Annotated in this window: 18 protein-coding genes; 10 read left to right on the top strand and 8 right to left on the bottom strand. The window is 72.1% G+C overall.

The annotated features are described in order from the left end of the window. Window positions 1-4: 4 nt before the first annotated feature. The gene (locus J7E93_RS12180; RefSeq protein WP_308368397.1) at window positions 5-1909 is read right to left on the bottom strand and encodes a zinc ribbon domain-containing protein; all 1905 of its coding nucleotides are present in this window, start codon (window positions 1907-1909) and stop codon (window positions 5-7) included. Window positions 1910-2200: 291 nt separating this feature from the next. On the opposite strand from J7E93_RS12180, the gene J7E93_RS12175 reads away from it, so the two are divergent. The 4 genes from J7E93_RS12175 to J7E93_RS12160 all read left to right on the top strand — a co-directional run bounded on the left by J7E93_RS12175 (window position 2201) and on the right by J7E93_RS12160 (window position 6279). Further along, window positions 2201-3391 (top strand): amidohydrolase family protein, encoded by a 1191-nt coding sequence (locus tag J7E93_RS12175; RefSeq protein ID WP_215068379.1) that lies wholly within the window; start codon window positions 2201-2203, stop codon window positions 3389-3391. After that, on the top strand, window positions 3391-4524 hold the full coding sequence (locus J7E93_RS12170) for an acyl-CoA dehydrogenase family protein (RefSeq protein ID WP_215068377.1): 1134 nt from the start codon (window positions 3391-3393) through the stop codon (window positions 4522-4524). Before J7E93_RS12175 ends, J7E93_RS12170 begins: the two co-directional genes overlap by 1 nt. Window positions 4525-4531: 7 nt before the next feature. After that, the gene (locus tag J7E93_RS12165) at window positions 4532-5416 is read left to right on the top strand and encodes an acyl-CoA dehydrogenase family protein (RefSeq protein WP_215068375.1); all 885 of its coding nucleotides are present in this window, start codon (window positions 4532-4534) and stop codon (window positions 5414-5416) included. A 386-nt stretch (window positions 5417-5802) separates the two neighbouring features. Beyond that, the gene (locus tag J7E93_RS12160; protein ID WP_215068373.1) at window positions 5803-6279 is read left to right on the top strand and encodes an ATP-binding protein; all 477 of its coding nucleotides are present in this window, start codon (window positions 5803-5805) and stop codon (window positions 6277-6279) included. 172 nt (window positions 6280-6451) lie between these two features. Here J7E93_RS12160 and J7E93_RS12155 read toward each other — a convergent pair whose 3' ends face one another. Further along, a complete protein-coding gene (locus J7E93_RS12155; RefSeq protein WP_215068371.1) occupies window positions 6452-7378 on the bottom strand; it encodes a cyclase family protein in 927 nt (308 codons plus the stop codon). A 102-nt stretch (window positions 7379-7480) separates the two neighbouring features. Between J7E93_RS12155 and J7E93_RS12150 the strand changes: the two genes are divergently transcribed. From J7E93_RS12150 to J7E93_RS12140, 3 genes are all read left to right on the top strand, one after another. Continuing rightward, on the top strand, window positions 7481-8395 hold the full coding sequence (locus tag J7E93_RS12150) for an SDR family NAD(P)-dependent oxidoreductase (protein WP_215068365.1): 915 nt from the start codon (window positions 7481-7483) through the stop codon (window positions 8393-8395). A 276-nt stretch (window positions 8396-8671) separates the two neighbouring features. Continuing rightward, complete coding sequence (locus J7E93_RS12145) at window positions 8672-9727, top strand: Zn-dependent alcohol dehydrogenase (RefSeq protein WP_215068363.1); 1056 nt, start codon at window positions 8672-8674, stop codon at window positions 9725-9727. Between the two features lie 39 nt (window positions 9728-9766). Further along, window positions 9767-10978, top strand: coding sequence for an MFS transporter (locus tag J7E93_RS12140; RefSeq protein WP_215068361.1), 1212 nt, complete (start codon window positions 9767-9769; stop codon window positions 10976-10978). Here the strand turns inward: J7E93_RS12140 and J7E93_RS12135 are convergent. After that, complete coding sequence (locus tag J7E93_RS12135) at window positions 10942-11913, bottom strand: helix-turn-helix domain-containing protein (RefSeq protein ID WP_308368391.1); 972 nt, start codon at window positions 11911-11913, stop codon at window positions 10942-10944. The genes J7E93_RS12140 and J7E93_RS12135 overlap by 37 nt on opposite strands. A gap of 114 nt (window positions 11914-12027) precedes the next feature. Here J7E93_RS12135 and J7E93_RS12130 point away from each other — a divergent pair, with 114 nt between their 5' ends. Next, window positions 12028-13236, top strand: a complete 1209-nt coding sequence (locus J7E93_RS12130; RefSeq protein WP_308368445.1) for an MFS transporter — start codon at window positions 12028-12030, stop codon at window positions 13234-13236. Window positions 13237-13357: 121 nt separating this feature from the next. Continuing rightward, complete coding sequence (locus tag J7E93_RS12125) at window positions 13358-14668, top strand: MFS transporter (protein ID WP_215068355.1); 1311 nt, start codon at window positions 13358-13360, stop codon at window positions 14666-14668. Here J7E93_RS12125 and J7E93_RS12120 read toward each other — a convergent pair. The 4 genes from J7E93_RS12120 to J7E93_RS12105 form a co-directional block, all read right to left on the bottom strand. After that, on the bottom strand, window positions 14658-15239 hold the full coding sequence (locus J7E93_RS12120) for a flavin reductase family protein (protein ID WP_215068617.1): 582 nt from the start codon (window positions 15237-15239) through the stop codon (window positions 14658-14660). The genes J7E93_RS12125 and J7E93_RS12120 overlap by 11 nt on opposite strands. Window positions 15240-15327: 88 nt before the next feature. Further along, window positions 15328-16464: a hypothetical protein gene (locus tag J7E93_RS12115; RefSeq protein ID WP_215068353.1), complete on the bottom strand. Its 1137-nt coding sequence runs from the start codon at window positions 16462-16464 to the stop codon at window positions 15328-15330. Window positions 16465-16526: 62 nt separating this feature from the next. Beyond that, entirely contained in the window at window positions 16527-17327 is an 801-nt protein-coding gene (locus tag J7E93_RS12110) for an enoyl-CoA hydratase/isomerase family protein (protein WP_215068352.1), read from the bottom strand. Window positions 17328-17339: 12 nt separating this feature from the next. Continuing rightward, a complete protein-coding gene (locus J7E93_RS12105) occupies window positions 17340-19583 on the bottom strand; it encodes an acetate--CoA ligase family protein (protein WP_215068350.1) in 2244 nt (747 codons plus the stop codon). Between the two features lie 204 nt (window positions 19584-19787). Here J7E93_RS12105 and J7E93_RS12100 point away from each other — a divergent pair, with 204 nt between their 5' ends. Further along, window positions 19788-21518 (top strand): FG-GAP-like repeat-containing protein, encoded by a 1731-nt coding sequence (locus J7E93_RS12100; protein WP_215068348.1) that lies wholly within the window; start codon window positions 19788-19790, stop codon window positions 21516-21518. 134 nt (window positions 21519-21652) lie between these two features. On the opposite strand, the gene J7E93_RS12095 is transcribed toward J7E93_RS12100, so the two are convergent. Continuing rightward, complete coding sequence (locus J7E93_RS12095; RefSeq protein WP_251066431.1) at window positions 21653-22831, bottom strand: NAD(P)/FAD-dependent oxidoreductase; 1179 nt, start codon at window positions 22829-22831, stop codon at window positions 21653-21655. Window positions 22832-22968 lie beyond the last annotated feature (137 nt).

Genomic DNA, 22968 nt, shown 5'->3' with positions numbered 1-22968 from the left:
CTCATCAGCCACGTGCTCCACCGGGGACGGGCCCGCAGAGGGGTCCCCACCGAGGGGGAGTCGCATGGGCGTGCCAGTGGAAGCCCGCACCCAATGCCGCTCCTCTTGGACGGTGGCCAGGGGTGAGTGTGCTGATGGTCGTCACGCCCTGGTTCCGGTGGGCCGCTCGGGGCAGCCCGGGTCGGTCCGTGTGAGCGTGTCCCTCCGGACGCTTGCCCGCCGGCCCCGAAGGGGTGGCGGGGGAGGGTGCCCTGCGTCGCCTGGGCGCGGGGCGTGTTGCCTGTCGCCGGGTGGATCCGGTCTTGGACCGGTCCGGACCAGCCTTGTCGTTGGACGGTGTGACGACGGCGCGGGTCTCGAGGGTGTCCACAATCGTGTGGATCGCCATCGCGCCTGTGGCGCGGTCGGTGACGGTCTCCGCCTGGTGGGTGAGGCCACGGGCGGCGATGCGCCGCCAAGCGCCCTGGTCTCTGTCGCCTTGCCAGCCGCATGCAGGGCACATGGCCCATTTCCAGCCGGGCGTGGCGGGTCGGTCGGGCGCTTTGCGGTGCCGTAGCGGTACGAGGCACTGGGGGCAGTGCTTGGAGGTGTTGCGGGCCGGGACGGTGACTACGGGGATGCCGACCTCGGCGGCGAGGTGCCTCATGTGTTCCCGGATCTTCCCGCGCACCTGATGGGAGAGGCGGGTGTTCATCGTGCGACCCATGGTCCGCGCCTCCATGGAGCGGAGGTCTTCGATGTAGATGACGGTGGCCGAGGTGGTAATGGCTTGGTCCACGGCCCAGCGGGCGGCAGCCCACGCCAGGGCGGCGTTGAGGTTCGAACGCCGATCGGACACACGACGGAGCTCGCCGTTCAAGACCCTGAGTTTGGCCGCCAAGGTGTGGCTGGTGTCCTCGCCGGTGAGCCGCCGGTAGTGATCGGCTTTGGCCTGCAGGTGTTCGCTCTCGCGGCGCAGACGGTGCTGCTTGGCCAGGACACCGGCAGCTCGGAACATGCAGCCGACGCCGAGCGCGGTGATCGTTCCGTCATTGTGCAGCCGGGTGGCACCGGCAGTCAGCAGAGTGTTCAGGCCCCAGTCCACGCCCAGCGCCACCCTGTGACCGCTCCGGGCCGTCTTCGGGACCGGGTGACTGTAGGCGAGATCCACGCGGACCTGCCCCAGGCGGACACGCAGAGTGGGCAGGTGCAGCACCGCCGAGGCCGGGATCGTGGGCGGCAGAGTGATCGGGCAGGCAACCCACGTCCAGTCCCGGTACGACTGCGGATCGGGCCGAGTGGGGAGCTGGAGGCGCAGCAACGCCCGATCGGCATCGGTCTCGTGACGTTCGATGGTGGCCTGCTGCGCGTCACATGCCGAAAGCAGCAGCAGCCGCGCTGCTCGTGGAGCCGTCTCCAGCTCGAACAGATCGCCAGGCAGCCGACCGTGCTCGTGGGTGAAGGCGGAGATCTGTCGGGTGCGGGACGTGATCACGCTGGACGGGAGATATCGGCCGCCGGGCGCCGCGTCCCGAACCTCGTCCCACTCCTTGGTCGTGCGCTTCGCGGGATCGGCGGGCCACGTGGCCAGAACGCCGGCTGTCAGGCCTGCACGCCACCCGGCCGACCGCAGCTGGCGTCCGGCCTGCTCCTGCGCCATCCGTACGATCCGGTCATTGACCCTCACGCCTTGCGGGGCCATTGCTCTCCAGTTGAGACGCCTCAGCGCCATCCATGCATGTGAGGGCAGTTTGTGTCCCTGCGCGTCCACACCCGACGCCAGCACGCCCACGTCCCTCGTGTTCCAGCGACTGTTGAGCAGCTCCGCACTCATCCCGGACACCAGGGCGGCGCACCAGTCGACCCGCTGTGCCATCGCGGCCCGCCCCAGTGTTTCGCCGGTCTTCTCCTCGAACCCGCGACGAAGCACGCCACGTGCGCACGCCGTGCGGGAGGTCTCACCTCCGGCGAGCTGAAGTCTCCGGCTCAACTCATTCTCCAAATAGCTCTGTTGCCGTCGTTCGGTCAACGATCCGGACCCTGAAAGGTCACGTATTCGATCCACGTACTTCTGTCCCGCAGCAGGCGCAGGGCGGGCGGCGGGCAAGCGTCATCGCGACGGCGAGCAACTCAGCACTACCGATGCCTTGTGGAACCCGTTAGCTTGAGAGAAGGAATCTGACGGGTCATCAGAAAGCTCTTCAGCCATGGGAGTGGGTTCATGACGGAACTGCCCCGCATCATCAGCGTCGACGACCATGTGATCGAGCCCGCCCACCTCTTCGAGACCTGGCTCCCCGCCCGGTACCGCGACCGCGGGCCCAAGCCGCTCACCGCCGGTATCGGAGAGCTCGCCTACGTCGGCGGGAAGTACCGGATCACGATGGACCCGGACGGCCCGCCCACCGACTGGTGGGTCTACGAGGACCTGAAGTTCCCGTACAAGCGCAACATCGCCGCCGTCGGCTTCGAACGCGACGACATGACCCTGGAGGGCATCACCCGTGCCGAGATGCGGCGCGGCTGCTGGGACCCCGTCGAGCGGCTCAAGGACATGGACCTCAACCATGTCGAGGCCTCGCTCTGCTTCCCCACCTTCCCGCGCTTCTGCGGCCAGACCTTCGCCGAGGCGCACGACAAGGAGGTCGCCCTCGCCTGCGTCCGCGCCTACAACGACTGGATGGTCGAGGAGTGGTGCGGCGACAGCGGCGGCCGGCTCATCCCGCTCTGCATCATCCCGCTCTGGGACATCGACCTGGCGGTCGCCGAGATCCGGCGCAACGCCGCCCGCGGGGTCAAGGCCGTGACCTTCTCGGAGATCCCCACCCACCTGGGACTCCCGTCGATCCACTCCGGCTACTGGGACCCCTTCTTCGCCGTCTGCCAGGAGACCGGCACCGTCGTCAACATGCACATCGGGTCGTCCTCGCAGATGCCGGCCGCGTCCCCCGACGCACCGCCCGCCGTCCAGGCCTCGCTCTCCTTCAACAACGCCATGGCCTCGATGATGGACTTCCTCTTCAGCGGCGTCCTGGTGAAGTTCCCGACGCTGAAGCTCGCCTACAGCGAGGGACAGATGGGCTGGATCCCGTACGCCCTCGAACGCGCCGACGACGTGTGGGAGGAGCACCGGGCCTGGGGAGGCGTCCGCGACCTGATCCCCGAGCCCCCGTCCACGTACTACTACCGGCAGATCTTCTGCTGCTTCTTCCGCGACAAGCACGGCATCGCCTCGCTGGACGTGGTGGGCCGGGACAACGCCACCTTCGAGACCGACTACCCGCACGTCGACTCCACCTTCCCGCACACCAAGGAAGTCGCCCTCGACCACGTCAAGGGCCTTGACGACGAGACCGTCTACAAGCTGATGCGCGGCAACGCCATCCGCATGCTGGACCTGGGCATCGTCTGATGGACCTCGCGTACACCGAGGACGAGGAGGCCTTCCGGGCGCGGCTGCGGGAATGGCTCGCCGCCGTCCTGCCCACCCTGCCGCCGCGCCCCGACCCGCGGGACTGGCCCGCCCGGCGCGCGTACGACTGCGGCTGGCAGCGCAGGCTGTACGACGCCGGGTACGCGGACGTCCACTGGGACGCCTCCCCGACCCGGCGGCTGATCTTCCTGGAGGAGACCGAGCGCGCCGGCGCGCCCTACGTCGGCGCCAACTTCGTCGGCCTGCTGCACGCCGGGCCCACGATCGCGGCGGAGGGGACGAAGGAACAGCGCGAGCGGTGGCTGCCGCCGGTGCTGCGCGGGGACGAGGTGTGGTGTCAGGGTTTCAGCGAGCCGGACGCCGGCTCCGACCTGGCCTCCCTGCGGACCCGGGCGGTACGGGACGGGGACCACTACGTGGTCTCCGGGTCCAAGATCTGGACCTCGCACGCCGAGGTCGCCGACTGGTGCGAACTCCTCGTCCGCACCGACCCGGACGCCGCCAGACACCGGGGCATCACCTGGCTCGCGATGCCCATGGACGCCCCCGGCATCACGGTCCGGCCGCTGCGGACCCTCGCCGGCTCCACCGAGTTCGCCGAGATGTTCCTCGACGAGGTGCGGGTGCCGGTCGGAAACCGGATCGGCGAGGAGAACGACGGCTGGCGGGTCACCATGGTGACGCTGTCGTTCGAACGCGGCACCGCCTTCGTCGGCGAGGTCGTCGCCTGCCGCCGCGTTCTCGGCGAACTGGCCCGCGCGGCCCAACGGGGCGGCCGCTGGGGCGATGACGTGCTGCGCCGCAGGCTGGGCCGGCTGAGCGCCGAGTTCCGGGCGCTGTGGCGGCTCACCCAGTGGAACGTCAGCGAGGCCGAGGCGACGGGCGGGGTGCCGGGCGTCGGAGGCTCCGTCTTCAAGCTGCGCTACTCCCACGCCCGCCAGGAGCTGTACGACACGGCCGCCGCCGTCCTCGGCCCCGACGCGCTGGACCTCGGACACGCCTGGAACCTCGACCGGCTGTCCTCGCTCTCGTACACGATCGCCGCCGGCACCTCCCAGATCCAGCGGAACATCGTCGCCGAGCGCATCCTCGGCCTGCCGAAGGGGCGGTGACCCGGTCGTGGACTTCCGGCTGACGGACGACCAGAAGGCGCTGCGGGCAGGGGTACGGGAGCTCCTGGCGCGCCACTTCGACCGGGCGGCGCTCCGGGCGGCCGTCGAGGCCGGCGGCGTACTGGACCGGAAGCTGTGGCGGGAGCTGGGGGCGGCGGGGTTCTTCGCGCTGCGCCTGCCGGAGGAGGCGGGCGGCGTGGGGCTCGGCCTGCCCGAGGCGGTGCTCGTCTTCGAGGAGGCGGGGAGGGTGCTGCTGCCGGGACCGCTGATCGCCACACACCTGGCGGCGGGCGAGGTGCCGGGGGCGGCGGAGGGGGAGGTGGTCGTCACGGCCCCCGGCGGCCCCTTCGTCGAGTGGCTGGCGGAGGCGGACGTGGTGGTGGGGGATGTGCGGGACGCCGAGCCCATGGTCTCCGTCGACCCCCTCACGCCCCTGCACCGGATCCCGGACGGCGACTGGGGCCCGATGGAGGCCGCGCTGCTCACCGCCGCCGAGCAGCTCGGCAGCGCGTCCCGCACCACTGAGATGGCCGTGCAACACGCCCGGGAGCGCGCACAGTTCGGGCAGCCCATCGGGGCCTTCCAGGCGGTCAAGCATCTGTGTGCCCAGATGCTCGTACGAACAGAGGTCGCCCGCGCCGCCGTCTACGCTGCCGCCGTGAGCGGTGACCCCGTGGAGACGGGAGGGGCGAAGCTGCTCGCCGACGAGGCGGCCGTGCGCTGCGCCAGGGACTGCCTCCAGGTGTACGGGGGCATGGGGTTCACCTGGGAGGCCGACGTCCATCTCCACCTCAAACGGGCCTGGGTGCGGGCCGAGCGGTGGCTCCCGGCGGTCCTGGCCGAGGAGATGGAGGCGGCCGCACTCCTCGACCCGTCCACCGGAACGGCGTAAGGAGTCACGGAACGTCGATACCGGGTTGTGTCCTTCGGCCGGGTCGTCACGGCCCGGAGTCGGTGTCCCGCTCCGGTACTCTCCGTGGGATGCGAGTGGTTGTGGACCCGGACGCTCCCGGTGTCGCCCGTGCGGCGGCTCCGGATCCGGGAATGCCCGCCGCTCGCGACCCGTGGAGGCGTTGCACGCCCCCCTGTTCGACTACCCGCAGCGTGCGTCGCACAGTATGGACCATGCGTACTCCTTCGCGCTGGAATATGCCCGAAGCGCTTGTTGCGGTGACTGTACGTCAACCATGCTGTCTCACAAGGGAGTCACGTTCCGTAGGGGCGTCGATGGCTGTGAGGCGCGAGGCGATGTGTCCGCCGGTTCGGATGGTGTGAACGGTGCAGGTGCTTCAGGTTCAGTTGGAGGTCGGGCCGGACCCGGCGGAGGTGGGGCGCGCCCGGCGGTGGGCCCGTTCGAGGCTCGCCGGATCGGGCATAGGGGATGACGAGCCGCTGACCGACACGCTGGTGCTGCTCATCTCCGAGCTGGTCACCAACGCGGTGGTCCACACGGGCTGTCCGGCCGTGCTGCGGATGCTGTTCGGCGGTGGCGGTCCCGAGGCCGGGACGGTACGGGTGGAGGTCGCCGACGCGAGCGACCGGCCACCGCGGCCGCGCCACGCGGAGTGCGCGGACACCAACGGGCGGGGCCTGGAGCTGGTGGACGGCCTCGCAGACCGGTGGGGCTGGCAGCGTGAGGGCGCCGGCAAGAGCATCTGGTGCGAAGTCGACCGTGCGGCGCCCGCGGTCCCCACGACACCCCAGGCCCCACCGGCGGCCACCTCCTCCGCCACCGTCTCCCCCGTGCGCTGTTGACGGTTCGTGCCGATTTGTTCACCCTGGGGTGAGCGATTCGTCGTGAGGGGACGCCGAGGGAGCGCGCGGACCGTGCTGCCCTCGACGAGCACGGGTCGTTGGTCGGGTGGCGGTGTCGTGCCGTGCTCGGGGCGCGCGCGAGTGCGCCGCCACCCGTGAGTTCCCGCCCGGTTCAGAGGATCGCGACCGGTGCCACCGGTGTGCCCGTACCGCCCACGAAGGGCTCGGGCATCGCGGAGAGCAGGAACGCGTACCGTCCGCTCTGTGCACAGGCTGTGGACAGACTTTCCAGATTCCAGTTCTGCCCCTGGAGCATCCCCATCTCGACGAGGTCGAGCGCGTGCACGGGCAGCCAGAGATTCTCGATCTCGGGCGGGAAGATCTCGAAGGTGAGCGTGTCGTTGGCGACGGCGGCGACATCGCGGGCGTGGAACCACTCAGGCGTACGGATCGAGAGCCCCGGGGAGGGGAAGGCGTACCCGTGCTTGTCCCCGGCCAGATACTGCTGGACCTGCCCCGTCCGTACGAGGACGACATCACCGGCCCGTACGGTCACCCGGCCGAATTCCGCCGCTTCGTCCAGGTCTTCGGGGGTGACGGCGTGGTCACCGGGCAGCCGGTCCAGGCCCTTGGCGGCGGCCACGTCGAGCAGGACGCCACGGCTCACGATGTGACGGGCGGTGTGGATGCCGCTGTACTCGGAGCGGCCGTGCGGGGTGATCGTGGCGGCCGGGCGGCCGTTGTAGATCTTCCCCGAGTGGGAGACATGGGTGAGCGCGTCCCAGTGGGTGGCCGCCTGCAGGCCGAAGGTCACGGCGTCGTCGCTGGTGGCGACCGTGCCGGGGCCGAAGAGCTCCTGGTTGATCTGGACCATGACATGGAGCGGGTTGACCCGGCCGGGGATCATGCCGGTCTGCACGCCGTCCTGCTCCAGATCCAGGGCCAGGGGTATGCGCCGCCCCGCGATGACGGTCCGCGCCGCCTCCCGCACCACCGCGTCGGTGATCAGGTTGAGGGTGCCGATCTGGTCGTCCCGGCCCCAACGACCCCAGTTGTTCACGCGCTTGGCGATGTCGTGGAACTCGGCGGGAAGTGACATCGGGGGCCTCCGGGGTCTTGTTCTCCAGTATCTGACGGGTCGTAGAATCCAGTTCTACGGTGAATCTAACGGACCGTCAGAAAATGCGGGAAGGGGCCGGGCGTGGGGAACTTCTTGGCAGGCAAGGTCGTCGCCGTGACGGGCGCGGGGCGGGGGATCGGCCGGGCCGTCGCCCTCGCGTGCGCGGCGGAGGGAGCGAAGGTCGTCGTCAACGACTACGGGGTCTCCGTCGAGGGCGGCGAGCCGACCTCGGAGGTGGCCCTCTCCGTCGTCAAGGAGATCGAGGCGGCGGGCGGGTCGGCCCTGGCGGTCGCCGACGACATCTCGACGATGGCCGGCGGCCGGCGGGTCGTGGACGTGGCGCTCGCGGAGTACGGGCGGATCGACGGGGTCGTGTGCGTGGCGGGCATCCTGCGCGAGCGGATGCTCTTCAACATGTCCGAGGAGGAGTGGGACCCGGTCGTCGCCACCCATCTGAAGGGCACGTTCACCGTCTTCCGGGCGGCCTCGGCGGTGATGCGCAAGCAGGGCGGCGGCACGCTGATCGGCTTCACCAGCGGCAACCACCAGGGCTCGGTGGCCCAGGCCAACTACGCGGCGGCCAAGGGCGGCATCATCTCGCTGGTGCGGTCGGCGGCGCTGGGGCTGCACAAGTACGGGGTCACGGCGAACGCGGTGGCGCCGGTGGCGCGGACCCGGATGTCGGCGAACGTGCCGATGGAGCTGAAGGAGATCGGCGAGCCGGAGGATGTGGCGGCGCTCGTGGTCTACCTGCTCTCGGAGCGGGCGAGGGCGGAGAAGATCACCGGCCAGGTCTATACGATCGCCGGCCCGAAGATCGCGGTGTGGGCGCAGCCGAGGGAGCTGCGGGCGGGCTATGCGGAGGGGGGGTCCTGGACCCCGGAACGGATCGCGGACTTTCTGCCGGGGACGGTGGGGACGGACCCGATGCCGCTGCTGTCCCGGCTGGAGGAAATGACCCAGGCGGCAGCGAGAGGCTCCCGCCCGAACGCCTAGGACCCCCCGGCCCGGGGCGCCGCCCGCCGCCCTCTCCCCACTCCGTTGTGGGCAACTGTTCCGCTGTGGGGGTCCCCCCAGGGCGGAGCCCTAGGGGGAGGAACGGGTGGGCACAACCCACGACGGCGCCGCACCTGTGGGCAGCGTACGGACCGGGAGCCTGGGCCCGGCAAGGGCGCCGTCCCGTGTGCCCACCCGTCCCGCCCAGCGGGACGAATGCCCACAACGGGGTGGGGCGAGGGAACCTACCGCCCCCGGATACGAGGAGCACGAAGCATGCGTGGTGTTGTGTTCGACGGCAAGCAGGTCCAGGTCGTGCGCGATCTGGAGATACGCCAACCCCTGCCCGGTGAAGTGCTCGTGCGTATCCGGGCCGCCGGGGTCTGTCACAGCGATCTCGCCGTCGTCGACGGCACGATCCCCTTCCCCGCCCCCGTCGTCCTCGGCCACGAGGGCGCCGGCGTCGTCGAAGCCGTCGGCCCCGGCGTCACCCATGTCGTCCCCGGCGACCACGTCGCCCTCTCCACCCTCGCCAACTGCGGCGCCTGCGCCGACTGCGACCGTGGCCGCCCCACCATGTGCCGCAAGGCGATCGGCATGCCCGGGCAGCCGTTCTCCCGGCCCGGCGGGCAGCGTCTCTTCCAGTTCGCCTCCAACTCCTCCTTCGCCGAACGGACCGTCGTCAAGGCCGTCCAGGCCGTGAAGATCCCCTCCGACATCCCCCTCACCTCCGCCGCCCTCCTGGGCTGCGCCGTCCTCACGGGTGTCGGAGCCGTCCTCAACCGGGCCGAGGTCGACCGCGGCGAGACCGTCGTCGTCATCGGCACCGGCGGCATCGGCCTCAACGTCCTCCAGGGCGCCCGGATCGCCGGCGCGCTCACGATCGTCGCCGTCGACACCAACCCGGCCAAGGAGGAGACGGCCCGCCGCTTCGGCGCCACCCACTTCCTGACCTCCACCGACGGCGTACGGGAGATCCTGCCCACCGGCGCCGACCACGTCTTCGAGTGCGTCGGCCACACCGGCCTCGTCCGTACCGCGATCGATCTGCTCGACCGGCACGGCCAGGCGATCCTCCTCGGCATGACCGCGCCCACCGCCGAGGCGAGCTTCCCGCCGGCCGCGATGTTCCTCGACAAGTCGATCCTCGGCTGCCGCTACGGCTCCTCCCGCCCCCAGAAGGACATCGCCCTCTACGCCGAGCTGTACCGGCAGGGCCGGCTCCTCCTCGACGAACTCGTCACCGAGACGTATCCGGTGGAGGACTTCGCCATGGCGGCCGAGGACGCCGAACAGGGGCGTGTGGCGCGCGGGGTGCTCACCTTCGGTTGAACGGCCGACCACGACCGTCCGCCCGTTACGGTCGTGGCCATGTCCTACCGTGCGCTCGTCACCCGCCCCGTCCTCGTCTGGTCGGCCGTCGCCCTGGCCGCCCGGCTGCCGGTGGCGATGGCGCCGCTCGCGCTCGTGTTCCTGGTGCGGGAGCGGCCCGGCGGATACACCCTCGGGGCGGTGCTCGCCGCCGCGTACGTCCTCGGCGAGATCGTCGCCGCGCCCGTACTGGGCATCCGGATGAACCCCGAGCGGGCGCGGCCGCATCTGGCGGTCGGCCTCGTGGTGGGCGCTCTCGGCTTCGCGGGGCTCGGGTTCGCCGAGGGCGCGCATCCCGTCCTCCTAGGTCTGTCGGCCTTCCTCGCGGGCGCCGGGCCGGCCGCCTCTCCCGGTGGTCTGCGTGCGCTGCTCACCAGCCTGGTCCCGGAGAAGGCCGTCACCCAGGCGCTCAGCATGGAGTCCGTGCTGACCTTCGCCATCTGGGCCGCCGCACCCGCGCTCGTGACCGGTCTGGCGCTCGGCGTCGACCCGGCCGTCCCGCTGCTGCTCCAAGCCGGGCTGATGGCGGCCTCGGTCGCCGGGCTGTGGGCGCTGCCGGCCGGCTGGCCGTCGCAGGCGCAGGAGCACGGCGAGCCGATGCGGCGCGTCCTCATGCGGGTGTGGCCGGTGTACGTCATGGGCGCCGGGAGTCTGACCCTGTTGGCCCTGGCGGAGCTGATCCTGCCCGCCCTTCTCGAACAGCGGGCGATCGGCATCGGCTGGGCGGGGCCCCTGCTCGCCGGGTTCTCGATGGGCTCGGCGGTGGGCGCCTTCGTGTACGGACTGCGGGGCAGCTGGCCCGGCCGGCTCCCGGTGCAGTCCCTCGTGCTCATCCTCGGTGTCGCCGGGGGCGTGGCCCTGATGGCCGTGCTGCCCTCGGCGGGGGCGATCGCCGTCGCGCTGACCCTGGCCGGTCTCCTCCAGGCCCCGGCGATGCTCACCCGCAATCTGGCCCTGCGCCAGATGCTGCCGCCGAGCGCTCTGGCCGCCGGGTACTCGGTCATGTACGCGGCCGTCGGCGCCGGTTACGCGGCGAGCGGCTCGCTCGCGGGCGGCCTGCTGCAGGTGGTGGCGCCCTCGACGGCCATCCTGTGGGGTGTCGGCCTGACCGTGCTCCTGACGGCGGTCGGCGCGGTGGGGGAGCGCCGGATCGAGGTCCCCGGGCGGCCGGCCGCTCAGCCCACCGCGCCCGACCGGAAGGTGCGGCGGTAGGTCGTCGGGGTGACGCCGATGGCCGCCTGGAGGTGGGAGCGGAGCGACTGGGGCGTGCCGAAGCCGGCGTCCCGCGCCACCTGGTCGACCGGAAGGTCGGTGGACTCCAGGAGGTGGCGGGCCCGTTCCACGCGCTGCTGGGTGAGCCACTGGCCGGGGCTGACGCCGACCTCTTCACGGAAGCGGCGCGTGAACGTCCGTACGCTCATCGATTCGCGTACCGCCAGGTCCCGCAGCTGGATCGGCTCGTGCAGATGCGCGAGGGCCCAGGCGCGGGCCGCCGTCGTGGTCGCCGACCCGGGCTCGGGGAGCGGGCGGGCGATGTACTGGGCCTGCCCGCCGTCCCGGTGCGGCGGTACGACGGTCCTGCGCGCCACCTCGTTGGCGACCGCCGTCCCGTGGTCCCGGCGGACGATGTGCAGGCACAGGTCGATCCCGGCGGCGACGCCCGCCGAGGTGAGCACGTCCCCGTCGTCGACGAACAGGACGTCGGCGTCGACCCGTACGCTCGGGAACAGCCGTTGGAAGTGCTCGGCCGAGGCCCAGTGCGTGGTGGCCGGGCGCCCGTCGAGGTAGCCGGCGGCGGCGAGCACGTACCCGCCCGTGCAGATGGAGACGAGCCGTGTTCCGGGCCGGATGTGGGCGAGCGCGGCGGCCAGCTCGTCGGTCAGGCGTCCTTCGTCGTAGACCGGGCCGAGTTCGTACGAGGCGGGGACGACGACCGTGTCCGCCGTCGCCAGGGCCTCCGGTCCGTGCTCGACCTGGATGGCGAAGTCCGCGTCGGTCGGTACCGGCCCGGCGACCGGCGCGCAGGTCGCGATCGTGTAGAGCGGACGGCCCTCGGGGTCCTTGGCGCGGCCGAAGATCCGGTGCGGAATGCCCAGCTCGAAGGGGAGAAGGCCCGGCAGGGCGAGGACGGCGATACGGTGCGGCACGACGAGACCCCTCGTAAATCCCTTTGTGGTCCAGACCATTTGCTGCTAGAAGTCGGGTCCGTGACGGACAAGCAAGCGGAGCACTTCCCGTACAAGTCTGAGGTCCGGGAACCCATTCCCGTACCCGCGGGGGCGGCTGCCCTCTGGAACCGTAACTTCCGGCTCTTCTTCGTGGCCCGGGCCGCCGCCGTCTTCGGTGAGGGCATGGTGCCCGTCGCCCTCGCCGCCGGACTGCTCGGCGCCGGGCACTCCGGCTCCTCCGTCGGATACGCCCTCGGCGCCTGGATCGGCCCCTTCGCGCTCTTCGTCGTCTTCGGCGGCGTCCTCGCGGACCGCTTCACCGCCCGCCGGATGATGATCATCGCGGATGTGCTGCGGCTGCCCGGCGCGGCCGTCCTCGCCGTCACCTTCACCGCCGGCAGCCCGCCGCTGTGGACGGTGTACGCGCTCTCCGCCGTCAGCGGGGTCTGCGCCGCCCTCTTCCAGCCCGGGGTGGCCTCCACGATCCCGCGCATCGCCCCCGACGTGCAGCGCGCCAACGCGGTCCTGCGGGTCGTGGAGTCCCTGATGACCATGGCGGGCCCAGCCGTGGCCGGTCTGCTCGTCGCGCTCTCCGGCGCGGGGGCCGCCTTCGGCGCCAACGGCCTGACCTTCGCCGTCAGCGCGCTGTGCCTCGGTCTGATGCGGATCCCCGCCGTTCCCGCGGACACGGCTGCGCGCGGCTCGCTGCGCGCCGAAATGGCCGTCGGCTGGCGGGAGTTCCGGGCCCGCAGCTGGCTGTGGGGGGTCATCGCGATCTGGACGGTGTACGGGCTGACGGTCGCCGGGCCGATGGTCCCGCTGACCGCCACCCTGGTGACCGGCGAGCACGGCTCGGCGGCCTACGGGGTGCTGATGGCGGTCAACGGCGCCGGCAGCGCGGCCGGCGGGCTCCTCGCCCTGCGGCTGCGCCCGCGCCGCCCGCTGGCGGCGGGCGCCGTGGCGCTGCTGGGTCTGCCGGTCAACCTCTTCCTGCTCGGATCCGGCGCCTCCGTGGCGGTCCTCGGGGTGGGTCAGTTCCTGGGCGGGGCGGCGTTCGCGTTCTGGCTGGTGATGTGGTCGACCTCGGTCCAGACGCATGTGCCGCAGGACGCGCTGAACCGCATGCACGCCTACGACGTGGCCGGTTCGCTGCTGATGATGGCGGCGGGGCGGACGCTCGCCGGCCCGGTGGCGGAGGCGGTGGGCACGGAGGAGGTCCTGCTGGCGGGGGCGGGGATCGCGGTGCTGGTGGTGGTGGCGCTGCTGGTGGTGCGGCCGATCAGAACGCTGCCGCGGATCTGAGGGTCTCCCGCCGGGTGGCCCGATCAGAACCCTGCCGCGGATCTGAGGGTCTTCCGCCGCGTGGCCCGATCTTTGCGAAAGCTGTCATTCGGGCCAGTGGTGGGGGCGGTCACGGATCACGATGCTGTGTGACGTGACCCAGACAACCAAGGCCCCCGCGCCGACCCCGACCGTCCGCACCCCTCGCCTCCATCGCGCCTGGTTCGTCGCGGCCGTCACCTTCGTCACGATCATCGGCGCCGCCGCCTTCGCCTCGCTGCCCGGGCTGCTGATCGAACCGCTGCACCACGAGTTCGACTGGTCGCGCGGCACGATCGGCTTCGCGGTGTCGGTGAACCTCGCGCTGTACGGACTGACGGCGCCGTTCGCCGCGGCGCTGATGGACCGGTTCGGCATCCGGCGGGTCGTCGCGGCCGCGCTCAGCGTGATCGCGCTCGGCTCGCTGCTCACCGTGTGGATGACGGCGGCCTGGCAGCTCGTCCTGTTCTGGGGCGTCCTCGTCGGCCTCGGCAGCGGCTCCATGGCGCTGGCGTTCGCGGCGACGGTGACCAACCGGTGGTTCGTGGCCCGGCGCGGGCTGGTGACCGGCATCCTCACGGCGGCCGGCGCCTCAGGGCAGCTCGTCTTCCTGCCCCTTCTGTCGTGGCTGGTGGAGCACCACGACTGGCGGCCGGCCTCGGTCACCGTCGCGCTCTCCGCCCTCGTGATCGTCCCCTTCGTATGGCTGCTGCTGCGCGACCACCCGGCGGACGTGGGCCTCGCGCCCTACGGCGCGGCGGAGTTCGTCCCGAAGCCCGCACCGGTCCAGGGCGCCGCCCGCCGCGCGGTGACCGTGCTCCTCAAGGCGGCCCGCACCGGCCCCTTCTGGCTCCTCGCCGGCACCTTCGCGATCTGCGGCGCCTCGACGAACGGCCTGGTGCGGACCCACTTCGTGCCGGCCGCCCACGACCACGGCATGCCCGTCACCGCGGCGGCCTCGCTGCTCGCCGTGATCGGCGTCTTCGACGTCGTCGGCACCATCGCCTCCGGCTGGTTCACCGACCGCTTCGAGTCCCGGCGCCTGCTGGCCACGTACTACGCGCTGCGCGGGGTGTCGCTCCTCTTCCTGCCCCTGCTCCTCGCCCCGTCCGTCCACCCGCCGATGGTCTTCTTCATCGTCTTCTACGGCCTGGACTGGGTGGCCACGGTCCCGCCGACGCTCGCCCTGTGCCGTGAGCACTACGGCGAGGACAGCGCCATCGTCTTCGGCTGGGTCCTCGCCTCCCACCAGGTGGGCGCGGCGGTGGTCGCCTTCGCGGGCGGTCTGGCCCGGGACGTCTTCGGCTCGTACGACGTGGTCTGGTACGCCTCGGGCGCGCTGTGCGCCGCCGCGGCCCTGATGGCCCTGGTGATCCGCCGCAGGCCGGTGGTGGCCGCGAGCGCTACGGCGTGAACCGCCCGAACCGCCCCCGGTGGAAGAGCAGCGGAGCGCCCTCGTCCTCGGCCCCCAGCGCCTCGACCCTCCCCACCACGATCAGATGGTCGCCCCCCGTGTGCACCTGGGCGATCGTGCAGTCCACCCAGGCGGGGACCCCCTCCAGGCGCGGCGCCCCGGTCACCGGCGCCGGGTCGTACGCCACCCCCGCGAACTTGTCCGCGCCGCTGCGCGCGAAGCCCAGGCACAACTCCCCCTGGTCGGAGCCGAGGATGTTCACGCAGAAGGCACCGGCGCGGGCGATGCGGGGCCAGGTGGTCGAGGTCCGCGCGACCATGAACGCGATCAGGGGCGGGTCCAGGGAGAGGGACGCGAAGGACTGACAGGCGAAGCCCGCGGGACCGCCGGGATCGAGCGAGGTCACGACCGTGACCCCGCTCGCGAAGTGCCCGAGCACACGCCGGAACTCGGCCGGGTCGACGGGCAGCCGCTCGTCGTCCCGTACCGCACGGAGTCGTGGCGCGGGGTGGTGCTCCACGGCCGTGGGCGCACCGGCCGACCTGAGGTATCGGACGGCGGTGGCCGCCATCCCAGCGTGTCCCATCACACCGTCCATTGAACCTGACGTGTCGTCAGATAGGAACCCTCGGGCCGGCCCCCGTCGGACGGTGCCGCGATCAGATCAACGCGTCCTTGTACGCGATGTTCACCCGGCGGTCGCCCGACTCGCCCGAGGCGAAACCGAAGGTCAGCCGGGGCAGGTACGCACCGGGACGCGCCGGGTCGGGGACGAGCATGACGTTCATGCCCTCCGGCTCCCGGAAGGTGAGGCTCTTGAGGGCACGGGTGAGGGCACGCTCCGAAACCCCGGTGTTCAGGTCGACCCTGGTGATGTACGTGGTGCCCACGTCCGTCGTGTCGGTCGGCCCGCCGCTGGCGTACGCCTCGCCCTCGTACATGTACATGTACGAGCCGTAGAGGCAGAACCCCTGCGCGTCGTACACCGGCCTCGGCAGATCCGCGAAGTGGTGCAGCGGCTCGCCCAGCGGGCCGGCGATGGCGGCGTCCAGGTCCCAGACCGCGCACTGCAGCTGCCCGTTGCGGTTGAAGCGCACCAGCAGCCGGCGGTGCTGCATGTCGACGACCGGCCGCGGCGCGCTCAGCGTCGTCCCGGCGCCCGGCAGCTTGAGTGCGTCGGGCGTACGGTCCTTGAAGTTCATGGCCGTACGGTCCTCGGGATCGTCCCAGTGGAAGCTCCGCGGCGGCTGATCGGCCGCAGGGCCCACGTACTTGATCCGGCACACCTTGGTACCGAAGCCCGTGGCGTCCGAGTTCGGCTCGGAGTCGTACTCGATCCAGATGTACGGGGCCGAGCCCGCCGCCGTCGCCTCGATGCCGATTTGGGCGCCGTGCCCGAACCCGCGCAGATACATCCGCCCGAGCTTGGTCGAGCCGTCCGCGCTCAGCTTGGTGATGGCGATGTCGCCCTCGAGCTTCCGCGTGGCGTAGGACACCCCGTCCCCCGGGTTGTACATGACCTGGGCGACGTACCAGTGCTTGTTCAGATGGTCATAGCCCGCGCACTGCATCACCGTGGGACACCAGGCCTGCTTGTGCATGAACAGGGCGTCCGACGGGTCGCTCAGGTCGAAGGCCATCGAGCCGGGCAGCGCCGTGACCCCGGCTTCCCCGGCCATGGTCCGGGCCTGCGCCGTCGTGGCGCCGACGCCCCCGAGCACCAGACCGGCGGCGGCGCCCCCGCCGAGCCGTATGAGTCCTCTCCGGCTGACCGGACCTGTACCGAAAACGCTCATGATGTACCCCTCGTGGAAAGGACGTTGAGGGGACAACGTACGTCGTCGGGGCCCTTTCCGCGCTACCGGCCCTCGTACCGGGGCGCCCGCCGCTCCACGAAACTCGCCACCCCCTCGTTCGCGTCCCGCGTCGTCATGTTGATCTCCTGCGCGGCCGCCTCCGCCGCGAAGGCCGTCGCGCGGTCGGAGTCCAGGGAGGCGTTCACCAGTTGTTTGGTCAGGGCGAGCGCCCGGGTCGGGCCCCGGGCGAGGCGTTCGGCCCACTCCCGTGCGGTCTTCTCCAGCTCCTCCGCGGCCACGACCCGGTTCACCAGGCCCATCTCCCGCGCCTCCGCCGCACCCACCGCGTCCCCGAAGAACATCAGCTCCTTCGCCCGCCGCGGACCGATCAGCCGGGGCAGGAGGTACGCCCCGCCCCCGTCCGGCACCAGACCCCGCCGGACGAACACCTCGATGAACGTCGCCGACTCGGCCGCCAGCACCAGATCGCAGGCGAACGCCAGATGGGCGCCGATCCCGGCCGCCGTCCCGTTCACCGCCGCGACCACCGGCTTCTCGCAGTCCAGTACGGCCCCGATCAGCCGCTGCGCCCCGAGCCGGATCGTCCGCGCCACGTCACCGGGGACCCGCTCCGGCCGCGAGGCGGGCCCTCCGCGCAGATCCGCGCCCGCGCAGAACCCCCGGCCGGTCGCGGTCAGCACCACCGCCCGTACGTCCGGGTCGGCCGAGGCCTCCCCGAGCAGCGCGATGATCCGCTCCCGCTGGTCCCAGGTGACGGCGTTCATCACCCCGGGCCGGTTGAGCGTGATCCACGAGACGCCGTTCTCGACGGCGTGCAGGACCTCTTCCCCTGCGTCCTCCACGTGACAGGCCTCCTATCGGCACACCGCGAGCGCGTCCAGGGCGACCGCGCCCTGTCCGCGCGGCAGCACCATCAGCGGGTTGATGTCGAGTTCGGCGAGGTCCCCGTCGAGTTCGAGGGCCATCCGCTGCACCCGGAGCACCACCTCCACCAGCGCGTCCACGTCCGCGGGCGGCGCTCCCCGTACCCCGTCGAGCAGCGCCCGGCCGCGTAGTTCGCCCAGCATGTCCCGGGCCTGGGCCTCGCCGAAGGGCGGGACGCGGACGGCGGTGTCGTTCAGGACCTCGACCAGGACGCCCCCGAGCCCGACGGTGACCGTCGGCCCGAAGAGCGGGTCGCGCGTCACGCCCACCACCATCTCGACCCCGCGCCCCACCATCTGGCAGACCAGGACGCCGTCGAGGTCGACGCCCTCGTAGCGGGCGATGTCGGTGAGCTCGCGGTACGCGTCCCGCACCTGGCTCGCCGAGGTCAGGCCGACCTTGACCAGGCCCAGTTCGGACTTGTGCGCGATCTGGGCGCCGGACGCCTTCATCACGACCGGGTAGCCGACCAGGCCGGCCGCCCGGACGGCGGCGGCCGCGCTGGTGACCAGTTGCTCGCGCGGCACCCGGATCCCGTACGCCCGCAGCAGCTGCTTCGCGGCGTGCTCGCTGAGCTGCCGGCCCGGGCGCATCAGGGCCTGCGCCTTGCGGAAGGACGGGGAGGGGGTGCGCGGGGCCTCGTCGAACGGGGAGCGGTAGCCGGCGGTGAAGCGGTGGTGGTCGAGGTAGGCATTCACGGCCCCGATGCAGTTGGCGAACGTACGGAAGGTGGCGACGCGCGAGGAGCCGAGCAGGGTTTCGCGGTAGGCGGCCTCGGTCCCGATCGGCGAACCCCACACCACGCACACCAGCTTGTCGCTGGCCTCCGCCGCGTCCACCAGGTCCTGGGCGAGCCGGTCGCTCATCGGCGGGAACGGCCCGGTGATGGGGCAGATCAGGACGCCGACGGACGGGTCGGCGAGGATCGCGTCGATGATCTTCCGGCCGCGCCAGTCGCCCACCGGGTGGCCGCCGTTGTCGACGGGGTTGGCCACGTTCAGGTACGGCGGTATCCACTGGTGCAGCTCGTCCTGCTTGGCCTGCGTAAGTGTCGGCAGCCGCAGACCCGCGGCCGTGGCGAGGTCGGAGAAGTGCGCGCCGGTGCCGCCCGAGATCGAGTAGACGACGACGCCGTCGGCGACGGGCCTGCGCGCGCGGGCCAGCAGGGCGGCGGTGTCCTGGAGCTCGTCGAGCCCGTCGACCCGGATCACCCCGAACTGCCGCATGGCCGCGTCGACGACCTGGTCCGCGCCGGTGAGCTTGCCGGTGTGCGAGGCGGCGGTCCGCGCCCCGGTCTCGGTCCGGCCCACCTTCACCGCGACGACGGGCACCCCGCGCCGCGCGGCCCGGTCGGCCGCGAGCAGGAAGGAGCGCCCGTCCTTGAGGCCCTCGACGTAGCAGGCGATGGACCCGACCTCGGGCAGCTGCGAGAAGTACGAGATGAAGTCGGCGGTCTCCAGATCGGCCTCGTTGCCGGTGGGCGCCCAGTGGGAGAGCCGTACGCCCAGTTCCTGGAGGGTGTGGACGGGCCGGCCCTGGTGGCCGGACTGGGTGATCAGCGCGATGGCGGGTCCGTCGAGGTCCTCGCGGAAACGCTCGAAGGCGTTGAGGTTGGTGTTCGGCCCGAGGAGGCGGATCCCCGAGCGCCGCACCGCGGCGGCGAGCCGCTCCTGCGCGTCGGCGCCCTCCTGTCCCGTCTCGGCGAAGCCGGAGGCGAAGGCGACGGCGAACCGCACCTTCGCCTCGGCGAGTTCCTCGACGACGGGGAGCGGGTCGGCGACCAGGAGGACGGCGAGGTCGACGGGCTCGGCGTGCGTCGAGGCGAGGGCCGTGACGGAGGGCGCGCAGGGGATCCCGAAGACGGCGGTGCGGGTCGGGTGCACGGGTATCAGGTCGGCGCCGACCCGCTCGGCCCAGGCGATGAGCTGCCGGGTGATACCGGTGTTGGGCCGTCCCTCGGCGTCGGAGGCCCCGACGACGGCGACGGACCGGGGGCGGAAGAACCGGTCGAGGTCGGGGACGGGGGCATGCAGGGGTCGCCCGCTGACGTCCCGGTCACCGTCCACGGCGGTGACGCCGTGGACGGCGGTCCCGCGGGCCCCGGGGTGCTCTCCGCAGGCGACCACGCGGGCGCGGAGATCGGTGGTGAAGGTGCCGTGAGTCGATCCAAGCATCGTTGCGCTCCGCCCGTCCGTCCCGTTCGCTGTGACCTGACGCATAGTCAGATTACAAGTCTGACGCTCAGTCAGGAATGGGCGTGCAGGGAGTACCGCGGACGGGCGGCCGGATGTCTCGTACAACCATGCGGGTCGCTTGAGGGTCTACCCCGGGACGCGTGAGTCATTGCGTCCGTACCGCATCTACTTCCAGGGGGAAGTTTGTTCCACGTCACGAACCGTCGCCGTGCGCGGGGACGCGCCCGGGCCCTCGGTGTCGCCCTCGCGGTCCTCGCGTCGTCGGCCGGGCTCGGTGCCACCATCGCCGCCCCGGCGCAGGCCGCGACCCCGGCCGCCGTCGCCGGCGCACCGAAGCCCCGTGTCGTCTACACCGAACACGCGACCGTTGACGGCCTGCGGACCACCCGCCTCGTCACGGTCGACGCCGACGGCACGGACCGGCGCGCCCTCGTGCCGAGCGGTACGGGTCTGCCCAAGGCCGAGATCACCGGCGCCTCCTACTCCCCGGACGGCCGCCGTCTCGCCTTCATCAGCCAGGACGGCTACGCCGACATCTGGGTGGCCGCGGCCGACGGCACCGGCGCCCGGCCCGTCCGTATGGACATCGACGAGCCGGACGGCTGGCTCGCCGAGCTCGACTGGTCGTCCGACGGGACGAAGCTCTACCTCGGCTTCGGAACCAAGCCGGGACACGACCGGCGACGCGTGATGCAGGTCAACCTGGACGGCACGGGCCTCGGTTACGTCTTCGCCGAGCCCGAGCGGACCTGGGACGGCCAGATCGACGTCGCCGGTGACGGACGCCTGGTCTTCCTCCGCGGCAGCACGATCCACCTCTACGACCCGCGCACCGGCGCGGCCCCGCAGCCGGTCACCCAGGGCCTGCACCCCTCGTTCTCCCCGGACGGCCGGAAGATCACCTTCGCGGCCAACCGGAGCGACGGCTACGACGTCTACGTCCGGGACCTCACGACCGGCGTCGAGACGCGGATGACCACGGGCGAGTCCGTGATGTTGCCGGAGTGGTCCCCGGACGGCAGCAGCATCGTGTACATCTCCGGCGGCACGCGGCAGCAGCTCACCGTCCACTCGGCGACCACCCCCGGCGGCCCCGGCACCACGCTCACGACCACCGACGTGACCGTCCCCGAAGCCGGTTGGGTCGTCCCGGTCGGCCTCCCGGCCCCGGGACAGCTCCAGCACGACCTCACCGGCGACGGTGCTCCCGACCTGATCGCCCAGGACGGCGGCCTGCTCTGGCGGTACGACGGCAACGGCGCGGGCGGTCTGAAGGCGCGGGTCCAGATCGGCACCGGCTGGAGCGGCTACCGGCTCGCGCTCGTCGGCGACCTCGGCGGTGACGGAGTCCCGGACCTGCTGGCGCAGGACGGCGCGGGTGCGCTGTGGCGTTACGACGGCACGGGTGCGGGTGGTCTGAAGCCGCGCGTGAAGATCGGCACCGGAGGCTGGAGCGGTCTGCGTCTCACCGGTGCCGGCGATCTCGGCGGTGACGGGATCGCGGATCTGCTGGTGCAGGACGGTGGTGTGCTGTGGCGGTACGACGGCACGGGTGCGGGTGGTCTGAAGCCGCGCGTGAAGATCGGCACCGGAGGCTGGAGCGGTCTGCGCCTCACCGGCGTCGGCGATCTGAGCGGTGACGGGATCGCGGATCTGCTGGTGCAGGACGGCAGTCTCCTGTGGCGGTACGACGGCAATGGCGCGGGCGGTCTGAAGCCGCGGGTCCAGATCGGCACGGGCTGGAGCGGCTACCGGCTGACGGGCGTCGGCGACCTGAGCGGCGACGGTGCCGCGGACCTGCTGGCACGGGACGGCTCGGGCGTGCTGTGGCGGTACGACGGCGACGGCCGGGGCGGCTTGAAGCCGCGCGTGAAGATCGGCACGGGCTGGGGCGGCTTCAACGCCGTCGTCTGAGCCGGGGTGAGGTGGGGTGAGGCAGGGTGAGGCGGGGCGGAGGCTCGCCCCACCGCCCCACCGCCCCACCGCCCCACCGCCCCACCGCCCCACCGCGTCCTCGCGGGCCCGGGGTCCTGACGGTCCGGGTGGTCCTAGCGGGCCGGGCGGGCCGGGCGGGCCGACGCCTTCCGGATCGCGCGGGCGATCCTCTCCGCGTCGATCGCCAACTCCCGGAGCATCCCGCTGATCGGGTTCGTGAAGCCCGTGAAGTACAGCCCGGGCGCCTCGCGCGGCGTCCGGGCACCGTGCACCGCGGGCCGCCCCCGCTCGTCGAGCACGCCCAGGTGCCCCACCAGCCCTTCCAGGGCCCGCCGGTAGCCGGTTGCGGCGATCACCGCGTCCGGGGTGATCCGTGTGCCGTCCGCGAGCACGACCTTGCCGCCGTCGAAGGACTCCACCGCGCCGACGATCTCCACCGCGCCCCTGCGCACCGCGTCGATCAGGCCGACGTCCTGCACCGGGATCGCGCCCTCGCGCACCCGCGAGTAGAGCCCCGTGTCCGGCCGGGGCAGCCCGTGCCGCGCGAGGTCCGGCACGGAGAGGCGGCACATCAGCTCACCCGCCTTGTCGACCAGGCGGACCGGGAGCCTGCGCACCAGGATGCCGGTGCGCTGGGCCGGCCAGCCCGCCGTGGAGCGGCGCACGATATGAGGGACCGTGCGGACCGCGAGCCGCACCCGGCCGGCGCCACCCTCGGCGAGATCGGCCGCGATCTCCGCCCCGGTGTTCCCGGCGCCGACGACGAGCACGTCACGGCCCTGGTAGGCGGCCGGGTCGCGGTAGGCGCTCGCGTGCGCGAGATCGCCGCCGTACGTGTCGAGTCCCGGCCACTGCGGCATGTGCGGCGTGTGGTTGTAGCCGGTGGCCACCACGACGGCCCGTCCCGTGAGCAGGCGCCCGCCCGTCGCGTGCAGGAGCCAGCTCTCCCCGTCCTCGGCCCGCTCGACGCGGGAGACCTCGACGCCCGTCACGATCTCCAGCTCGTGCGCCTCGGCGTACTTCTCCAGATACCGCACCACGTCCGCGCGGGCGACCCAGCGCCCGAAGGAGCGGGGCATCGGCAGCCCGGGCAGACCGGAGAGGCGGCGGGTCGTGTGCAGCCGCAGCCGGTCGTAGTGCCCGCGCCACGAGGCGCCGACGGCGTCGGACTTCTCCAGGACCACGGCTCGTACGCCCCGCGCGCTCAGGGCGGCGGCGACGGCGAGCCCGCCGGGTCCGCCGCCGATGACGTATACGGGATGGTTGGGTCTGCCATGGGGGGTGTTGGCCATGAATGCTGAGCGTAATGGCGTGATCACTTGTTGGGTCTCGGTCAAGATGGGAATCGGTTGCGAATCGGTCACGCTCGCGGAGGTCTTGCGGAGAACCCCCCTCATCCGCTGAACTGACGTACCGTCAGATCAGGTTC

It is taken from the genome of Streptomyces sp. ISL-36 (genome assembly GCF_018614205.1).
Taxonomy (GTDB): Bacteria; Actinomycetota; Actinomycetes; order Streptomycetales; family Streptomycetaceae; genus Streptomyces.
Note: the sequence above shows the minus strand (reverse complement) of the source record. Positions and strands in the feature narration are given on the sequence as shown.

Bases quoted from the DNA above. Each gene is read 5' to 3' on its own strand.
- J7E93_RS12175 (WP_215068379.1), top strand. From the start codon at position 2,201: ATGACGGAACTGCCCCGCATCATCAGCGTCGACGACCATGTGATCGAG.
- J7E93_RS12170 (WP_215068377.1), top strand. From the start codon at position 3,391: ATGGACCTCGCGTACACCGAGGACGAGGAGGCCTTCCGGGCGCGGCTG.
- J7E93_RS12155 (WP_215068371.1), bottom strand. From the start codon at position 7,378: ATGTCACTTCCCGCCGAGTTCCACGACATCGCCAAGCGCGTGAACAAC.
- J7E93_RS12145 (WP_215068363.1), top strand. From the start codon at position 8,672: ATGCGTGGTGTTGTGTTCGACGGCAAGCAGGTCCAGGTCGTGCGCGAT.
- J7E93_RS12140 (WP_215068361.1), top strand. From the start codon at position 9,767: ATGTCCTACCGTGCGCTCGTCACCCGCCCCGTCCTCGTCTGGTCGGCC.
- J7E93_RS12125 (WP_215068355.1), top strand. From the start codon at position 13,358: ATGCTGTGTGACGTGACCCAGACAACCAAGGCCCCCGCGCCGACCCCG.
- J7E93_RS12120 (WP_215068617.1), bottom strand. From the start codon at position 15,239: ATGGCGGCCACCGCCGTCCGATACCTCAGGTCGGCCGGTGCGCCCACG.
- J7E93_RS12115 (WP_215068353.1), bottom strand. From the start codon at position 16,464: ATGAGCGTTTTCGGTACAGGTCCGGTCAGCCGGAGAGGACTCATACGG.
- J7E93_RS12105 (WP_215068350.1), bottom strand. From the start codon at position 19,583: ATGCTTGGATCGACTCACGGCACCTTCACCACCGATCTCCGCGCCCGC.
- J7E93_RS12095 (WP_251066431.1), bottom strand. From the start codon at position 22,831: ATGGCCAACACCCCCCATGGCAGACCCAACCATCCCGTATACGTCATC.